The following is a 6,957-nucleotide window of genomic DNA, read 5'->3' on the forward strand; positions in this document are numbered from 1 at the left end:
AATTATGCTACTGTAGCAAAGAAACATTCATCAGCACGTTCAAAGCTTGGCATACCTAATTGTGATACCTTAGTTTGAACTGTTACTGGGTCAATTAATCTCATTGTTGTTATAGCAATACCAGTTCTAACAACAGAACAATCTAATTTAGAACCATATACTTTGTCAGCTTCTTCTGGTGTTGTGCCATAATAAGTTTTTCCTAAATCTCCGTCTGGAATAAAAGTTATTTTGTTATCAGGGAAATAAGATTCCTCACTTTCATCTTCTAATTTATATGTTCCACTTACTATGGCAACAGATAAACCAACTTTATTTTTAAGATAATTTTTAATCATTTCATCAGTTAAGATAACTCTACCATCTTTGTCTATATCCAATTTAATAGCTTTGTTTTTAGCAAAATACCCAAAGGTTTTACTTGTCATTACCATTCGCTTAGGTAACGGCTTCCCTTCATCTCTCATTATTCTCATCCATCTTTGAATATCTCCTATAATATCTGCATCTGGATTATCCCATGTTACACTTCCAGTTAACACTTCTTTATGATTACTTGGAACTTCAAAGTCAAATACTAAATCTCCATCTTCTGATACTATATTTATTACTCCATCAGCTAGAGCTTGCATTCTCATTCTTTCCATTTGCATATCGCCGCCATCTACAAGGGCTAAATAATTATCATATATTTGTGAAATTATCATTAATAATAGTTCTTTGTTTTGAGCTTTAGAAGCTAAAAGTAACTGTTGTCTATCTTCTTCATTTACAAGAACACTCTCTTTAAAAAATGGCATTCTCTTTGATTTAACTTCTATTTGAGCTTTTAATGCTCTTATTTTTACAGCAACATCAAAGGTACTTTGTTTTAACACTACTGGTTTTTTCTTCGCTCCCTTAATATATTTTAGGTCCATACCTATTTGCTTTTTTCTTGGAAACAAAGATTCGCCTATTAACATTTCTAGTGGCAACTTTTTTATATATTTAGCTATCTCCTTAGAGTCTATAAAGTCTTTCCAATCCATTTTAATTCCTCCTAATATTTATTTTATAAAAACATAATCATTTTAATTGCTTGTTTTGCTTCTTCTGGTATAACTGATGGTAAGGTCTTTTCATCAACAAATCCAAATATTAGTACTGGAATACTTTCATTACCATTTGAATGAGTAAAATCTATATTTCTATATACTAGACCAAAAGCTTTATCATTTGTAACAGTTGTACCATCTACTAATTTTCCATCTTTTGATATTAATGTACCTGCTTTTAAAATTCTTTTTCCATCTACTACAGCTACATCAGTTTTTTTCACTTTAATATTTACATTTTGAAATAAATTTCCTGCAAATTTTAATATGGTTTTATTTTCCCCCATGTAAATCTCAGATTTTTCTATACTCATATATTTTCCTCCTATTCTTCTCCAAAAAATTTCTTTTGAGCTTCTATATTTTCGCTTTTTACTTTAGAGTTAGCTAGCAACTCACCTATACTACTTATTTCGCTGTCATTATCAAGTAATGATGTTGTTCCTCCTTCTAGTCCTCCAGTTCCTACATTTTCATCATCTCCTTTATTTTTTTCATTATTAAATAAATAAGAATCACTTTGTTGATAAGCTTTTATTTGTTCATCTAATCCAATGATTTTGCCATCTACAAAGTTGATATTTTCCTTATTTATTAATGCTGATAAAGCTTTTGTATTTTTAGGATTATAACTTTCAATAGCTCTTTCAAGAGCTGTATTGAATTTTAAAACCTCAATTTCTTTTTCTGCATTTTCTTTAATTTCTTTATTTGCATTTTTAAGACTTTCAATTTCATCTGATAGCTCTTTGTTGTCTTTAACTTTGCCTTGCAAGTCATTTAATTGCTTATCTCTATCCCCTATTTGCTTTTTATACTCTTTAATCTCTTTATTAGCATTTTCTAACTCTGTCTTTTCAACATACTTAGAGTTTTTAATATTATCTAAAAGAAGCTTATTTTCTTTATCTTTAGATAATTTTTCATAAACTTTTTGTCCTTCTTCATCTCCAAGTAACTTTTTAAAATACTCTAACATTCAATTCCCTCCTTTAATGATTTTTGTAAATTTTTTACTACTTCATTTGTTACAAGATTTAAATCAAACATATTAGGTATTGATATTTCATCTGAAACAAGTTTTATTATATTTTCACTTATTATTAATGTATAATGAGAATTATAATTTTCTCTTAAAAAATCTACTACTGGATTACAAAGAGATTTCAATTTATATAACTCTAACTCTTTCCTTAAAACATTTTTTTCTTTCTTTTCATTATTTAATTTTCCTTGTAAACAATTTATTTCTTTAGATTCTCTTACTACTGATTTTATTCTTTCTTCTTCTAAATCCATACTTTATGCCCTCCTTATAATTAAACATAATAAAAGCACTCATTAACATTTAATTAATAAGTGCTTACTTTATTTTTGTATCAATTCTTTTAACTTTTCTTTGTACTCAGCATAACTACTATATTCATCATAGTTAAAGCCAGGTGCATTTTTACCATATTTCTCTTTATATAATCGTCTTAGCTCTAATAATTTTTTATCTTTTCTCATTTCTTCAAGCAATCTAAATCCCTCCTAACAATTCATTAAATATTTTATCCAAATCATTTAAATGTTCTTTAATAAAACTATTTTATTCTTTTTATTTCTTTGTTTCTTAATGATTGGAGCACTATTATTTTGATGTGTTATTCCATCAAACCAACTATCAAGAATATCATTGTCTCCACCAGTTACCCAATCGTTCATCATTTTAGAAGCTTCATTTATTGGCACTACTACTTGAGTAGGATAACATAAACAATTAGGGTGTGGAATAGGATACTTTTCGGGTGGGAAAACTCCCTCACCTAATCCATATCTATTTTGCTCTGCATACTCGTCACATTCATCCTCTCCCCTCCACTTTACTTGTCTAATATAATGTTGAGAGCTTAGGTTCCATTGTAGACCAATGCAAAATGGATTATTTATTGCATTTTGAACACTCGTTTCTACAAAAGCATGTGTTATAGAGGTTCTAGCAAGTCTTTGAGCTTGATAAGATATACTTTTATTCATTCCAACTTCTAATGTTTTAGCCTCTGTTTTTCTAACTGGATTAACATAATTATCTAAACTCTTTGCTAAGGTCTTTGCATTAGCACCTCTAGCAACATTAACTTTTATTAATCTATCAATGTCTTTTCTATTTTTATTACTATAGCCCCAAATTCTACTATCTAATAACCTTTTATCTTTATAAAAGTTACCTGTAACTAGTTTTTCAACCACGCCAGTAGTTGTCTTTATACACATAGCATCACATGCAAGGTTCATAGCTGTATTTGGAACTATTGATTGATAGTAATACATTTGTAATTCTTTAGCTATATTAGAAGCTTCTATCACACTTTTTTCTGTAATAGGTACTAATCTTTGATTTAACTCGTTAATGTACTTCTCGATTGATTTATTTAGCTTTTTTAGGTATTTGGTACTTAGATTTAATTCTTTATTCTTAGCAATGTCATTTAAAATGATTTTACTGGCATCTTTATATACATTTAATATCTCTAATTGTACTTTTTTATCTAATAATAAAAGTTTTTTTCTAGCTTCAAGAACTTTCTTTGTATAAGTATTGTCCTTCATAACAACACCTCATTACTCATCACTATTATTAGATTTACTATTTAATTCTTCATCAATATCATCAATTTCTATTTCTGCATCTTTTCTGAACTGGTCTTGCTCTACTGATTGTATCTTTTCATTATCTTCCAATACTTCATTAAATGCTTCCTCATAATCTTCATCATCACCAAATTCTTTTATATAATTTCTATGGCTTCTAACATTATTGTTCACTTCTTCAAGTGCTAATCTCTTCGAATCTTCTTCATCTTCTGGAATAGGATAATTTTTATTTAATACAATAGAAAACATTAAATCATCCCAATCATGATTCCAATCATCATAGCAATTAAATTTACTACATGCTTCAACGATTAGTCTTAACATACTTCTTATTGCAGGTTCCCAATCATTCCACTTTTCCGAACACCTTGCAATAAGTTCCGCATATAAATATTTCAAAGCTTTGGCACTAGGTATATTCTGTAATTGCTCTGGTCTAGGAATTGCAAGTTTTTCGTACATACTATCCTCAAGTCTTTTAAAAAAGGAGTCGACTGGGTCTGCATTTGAAAAACTACTCTCAACTCTATATGCTTGTGCCTGTTTTCCTTTTTCTGAACCTTCTTCAAGTGTTTTTAATGCCATTAAAGCATTTGGAGCAATCTTACAAGCATTAACTGTTTCTTCTGTCGCATCTACTACAACAGTTTGCCCAAACATTAGAAATTTTAAAGAGTCATTAAAATCTGATAATCTTTTATTATAAGTATCTTGTAATGGCTTTAAATCCTCAATATCACTAATGCCTGTGATATTTGTAATACTTTGTTCATTAACAATTATCCAACATGGTATTTTAGAAAGCTTGGTATCACTTTCTTTTACTTCAATAGGCTTAGATAAATTATCACCTTTAAATTTTTCTACTCTTAAAAAACAACTTTCTTGGTTATTAACACTACTTTCTTTCATGTAATAAGTATATCTATACCATATTTGGTTCACTGTTACTTCTTTTATAGTTAAAGCATCAAATCTAACAAATATAACAGATTTTAATTTTGTAATGTCATTACTATCAACTTGATATTTAAAATCATCTATAGAATGATAAAATAGCCTTATAGGTTGATTTGGTTCAGCTTCTAACCTTAACAAAACTCTTTTTGTTATAGTTGCTATCTTAAAAGCTTTTAGTGTGTTGCTCCAAAACTTGCTGGCATTTAATATTGAATCAATATATTGCCTTAATTCCTCACATGCTTCTTTATGTTCTTTTTCATATGCTTTAAGTATTATAGTTGGTTCTTTTCCAAACATAAAACGAGCTTGTTTATTTATAAGTGGTTTTACCTTATTATCTATAATCTGAGAAGGTGTATAGTCTAAATTATCAAAAGTAATCCAACTTTGACCTAGAAAATCATCATCTAATAATCCCATTGTTTTATTTCTACATTCACCTAAATAAAACAAGAAATCTCTTTCTGCGTGTTTTCTATCTTTTAATTCTTTTTCATCCAAATTAAGCAAGATATTTTTTATACTCACTAAAATACAGCCCCTCCCTTCTTGTTATACTGATTTGGTATATTATTTTTCTTCAATCCTAAACCTTTATTGTAAATATCATTATTATATTTTAACTCCTTAATATCTGACACTTCATAACCATCAAGTGCATACCATATAGCACTAAATGTATGAGGGTCTATATTAAATTCATCATATATTAAGTTTCCATTTTTATCTGTAGCGTATGTTAGGTTCTTTAACTCTTTTATTGTATGTTTACACTCACTTGAACAATAAATCTTTTTAAGTCTCTTAACCTTCTTAGTATTTTGTAGTCTACTTCCAGCATATTTCTTAGCACCGAATATATTAAAACCTTGTTGTCTAAAATATTTTATAGTTTTAGGTTCAGCAGCATCAGCTTTTATTAGTTCTTGAGTATCTTTAAACTCTTTAATATCTTTAACAGTCACATCATCTGTAGTTTGATTCTTATAGTACTCCCAATAGATATACAAATATTTGTTTTCATGGTCTATAGCTAATCTTAAAAGTGCATTGTATGATTTTTCAAATCCAAAATCGAATCCAACTTTATAATATCTTTGTGGTATGTTAGATATTTTATTTATAACTTCTTGATGCTCCATAACTTCAAATTGTGGTAATACTTTAGTTCCATTTATACCAAATCTTCCTTTTCTTGCTATTCTGTATAAGTCATAGTCATATTCTTTCATTTCATCAAGCTGTTCAATATAGCTTTTTGGCAGAAAAAAATTATCATCTGCAACTGAATGATGATAATATGTATTATTCTTTATTACTATTCTATTTTTATATAACACAGTATCATCTAATACAAACCTGTCTTTTTCTTCATCTCTAAAGAAATGTTTATAGGTCCAGTTATCTTCGCCAATTGGATTAGTTGAACAAATTATATGATTAGATAGGTTAGGATGTCTCAAACGTCCTAATAGTTCCTTAAATCCAGTGTATTTGACTTCTGAACATTCTTCTAACCATATTATAGATACACCATTTATTGATTTTAATTTCGCTGGATTATCCATGCCTTTAAATATTATTTTACTTCCATTAGGAAAAATAACTCTCATAGGACTTGTTTTAAATGATAATATATCTCCTAAACCCATACTTTCTGCAACTTCTTCTAATAGAGAAAAACAACTATCTCTCATTGTGTCATATACTTCTCTTACCACTAAAGCTTTTCTTTTTTCTTCAAGAAGCTTAATAATTAATTTAGTTGCTACATGATAACTCTTTGAACTTCCATATCCTCCAACAAGAAAATAAAATTTGTAATCCCAATTGAATATAAAATCATAAAAATGGTCATTTGATATAAATTTACTTTCCATTTTCTCCACTCGCTTTCATAACTCTTACAGTTATCTCTTTATCTGTATCATCTTTATTCAGGTTATCAACCTCACATTTCAACTTCTCAACTCTATTTTTCTGCTCCTCTGTAGCCAAATTCCAATCCTTATGAATCATTTCATCATACTGCTTAATTAAACTCCTTAACTCACTCATTGCCCTACTCTGTGCATTAAGAAAAGATGCTTGCCTATCCCATGCAAATTGAAATTCATACTCTATCCTCTCGCCATTTTCTGTGCTTTCATGTTTCTTTAATTCCTTAATCATTTCTTCTTTATCTTTAACATACATTATCTTTTGTGCTCTTATTATTGCTGCATATTGAATGGTTATCTGTTCCCAAAGAATATCAAAT

Annotated in this window: 8 protein-coding genes and 1 pseudogene; all 9 read right to left on the minus strand. The window is 28.5% G+C overall.

From position 1 onward, the window contains the following. Positions 1 to 2: 2 nt before the first annotated feature. Entirely contained in the window at positions 3 to 1,031 is a 1,029-nt protein-coding gene (locus IC173_RS18915; RefSeq protein ID WP_227856098.1) for a major capsid protein, read from the minus strand. A 23-nt stretch (positions 1,032 to 1,054) separates the two neighbouring features. Beyond that, positions 1,055 to 1,411 (minus strand): hypothetical protein, encoded by a 357-nt coding sequence (locus IC173_RS18920; RefSeq protein ID WP_227856099.1) that lies wholly within the window; start codon positions 1,409 to 1,411, stop codon positions 1,055 to 1,057. 11 nt (positions 1,412 to 1,422) lie between these two features. Then, positions 1,423 to 2,076 carry a phage scaffolding protein gene (locus IC173_RS18925; protein WP_227856100.1) on the minus strand — a complete coding sequence of 218 codons (654 nt, stop codon included), beginning with the start codon at positions 2,074 to 2,076 and terminating at the stop codon, positions 1,423 to 1,425. Further along, positions 2,070 to 2,396, minus strand: a complete 327-nt coding sequence (locus IC173_RS18930) for a hypothetical protein (protein ID WP_223195774.1) — start codon at positions 2,394 to 2,396, stop codon at positions 2,070 to 2,072. The genes IC173_RS18925 and IC173_RS18930 overlap by 7 nt, the downstream gene beginning before the upstream one ends. A 69-nt stretch (positions 2,397 to 2,465) precedes the next feature. Continuing rightward, complete coding sequence (locus tag IC173_RS18935; protein ID WP_227856101.1) at positions 2,466 to 2,618, minus strand: hypothetical protein; 153 nt, start codon at positions 2,616 to 2,618, stop codon at positions 2,466 to 2,468. Positions 2,619 to 2,663: 45 nt separating this feature from the next. After that, positions 2,664 to 3,689, minus strand: coding sequence for a hypothetical protein (locus IC173_RS18940; protein WP_227856102.1), 1,026 nt, complete (start codon positions 3,687 to 3,689; stop codon positions 2,664 to 2,666). A gap of 12 nt (positions 3,690 to 3,701) precedes the next feature. Continuing rightward, positions 3,702 to 5,225, minus strand: a complete 1,524-nt coding sequence (locus IC173_RS18945) for a phage portal protein (protein ID WP_227856103.1) — start codon at positions 5,223 to 5,225, stop codon at positions 3,702 to 3,704. Beyond that, positions 5,225 to 6,577 (minus strand): PBSX family phage terminase large subunit, encoded by a 1,353-nt coding sequence (locus IC173_RS18950; RefSeq protein ID WP_227856104.1) that lies wholly within the window; start codon positions 6,575 to 6,577, stop codon positions 5,225 to 5,227. Before IC173_RS18950 ends, IC173_RS18945 begins: the two co-directional genes overlap by 1 nt. Continuing rightward, a pseudogene (locus tag IC173_RS18955) lies at positions 6,567 to 6,957 on the minus strand (hypothetical protein); the annotation flags it as partial. The gene IC173_RS18950 and the pseudogene IC173_RS18955, both read right to left, overlap by 11 nt.

This window comes from Clostridioides sp. ES-S-0048-02 (assembly GCF_020658495.1).
In the GTDB taxonomy this organism is placed as follows: domain Bacteria; phylum Bacillota; class Clostridia; order Peptostreptococcales; family Peptostreptococcaceae; genus Clostridioides.